This window comes from Pseudoalteromonas sp. TB51 (genome assembly GCF_000498055.1).
Taxonomy (GTDB): Bacteria; Pseudomonadota; Gammaproteobacteria; order Enterobacterales; family Alteromonadaceae; genus Pseudoalteromonas; species Pseudoalteromonas atlantica.
This window is the reverse complement of record NZ_AUTO01000031.1, coordinates 1-1163: the sequence shown is the minus strand read 5'-3', so window position 1 is coordinate 1163 and position 1163 is coordinate 1. Positions and strand designations below refer to the sequence as shown.

The window sequence follows — 1163 nt, the reverse complement described above, 5'->3', positions numbered from 1 at the left end:
CTTGTATCAGCCATTACAGCAGCTGAGCAAGTTAATAAAGAGCCAAGAGCGATGGTTTTGATAAGTGAGCTTTTCATGATTATATTCCTGTTGAGTTAGTCGTGCTTGATGCCGACAATTCAACTTTAGAGAATTAACACAAAACCGACAAACGATTAAAACAAAACCAATAAGTGAAGAAAATTAACTTATAGACTTTAGTCTAATGGAGAATTACTAATTTACGGCAATTGGTATTTATACAATCAGTAACCGAACCCGCTCTTTACTTAGTGCGTTCAAGTAGCTTAACTTTTCCATAACAGCTTCAAACTTAAAGCCTATGTCTGCAGCATCATTTATCCACCAAACCAGCTGTTAAAGCACCAAGTGCTTAGCAAATTTGCGTTTGATTTACTTTGGACCGGTAATAACTATTTGCAAAAAGGTTAGCAAGCCATGGGCTATAAAGGCGCGCCCCCTTACTTTTAATTCGTGATTGTGGATTGGAACAAAACTCAAACTTGACGTATTACTACAAAGTTCCATAACATCATTTATCACCCAAACCTATAAACTCCCTCGCCCATATGCCATAATCTAAATAATTCATTATTTTAGTAACTTGGCGCATATTTAGGCGTTTTTAAGTTAACTACTCAGGGTTTTCAGCATGGCATATCAAGAGCAAAATCAAGCAACAATCTATTGGCACGATTATGAGACCTGGGGGGCGAGCCCTCAAAAAGATAAGCCGAGCCAGTTTGCGGGAATTCGTACCGATCTTGATTTAAATATAATTGGCGAGCCGCTTATTGAATATTGTAAGCCGCAAGCGGATTACTTGCCTCACCCTGAGGCATGTTTAATCACGGGTATTACGCCACAAGTGGCGATGCAAAAAGGTTTGGTTGAGGCTGAGTTTATAGCCAAAATTCACGCTGAATTTAGTGCGCCAAACACCTGTGTGGCTGGTTATAACAGTATTCGCTTTGATGATGAAGTAAGCCGTTATAGCTTTTACCGTAACTTTTACGACCCGTACGAGCGCGAATATAAAAATAATAACAGCCGCTGGGATATTATTGATTTAGTACGTGCATGTTATGCGCTGCGCCCTGAGGGCATTGAATGGCCGTTAAAAGAAGACGGCAGCCCGAGCTTTAAGCTTGAACATTTAACGG

1 protein-coding gene is annotated in these 1163 nt (G+C 40.1%); it reads left to right on the top strand.

Features of this window, described 5'->3' with window-relative positions:
* Nucleotides 1-652 precede the first annotated feature (652 nt).
* Nucleotides 653-1163: exodeoxyribonuclease I (gene sbcB / locus L650_RS0100790; protein WP_029771814.1), on the top strand; the 511-nt coding region annotated here is incomplete at its 3' end.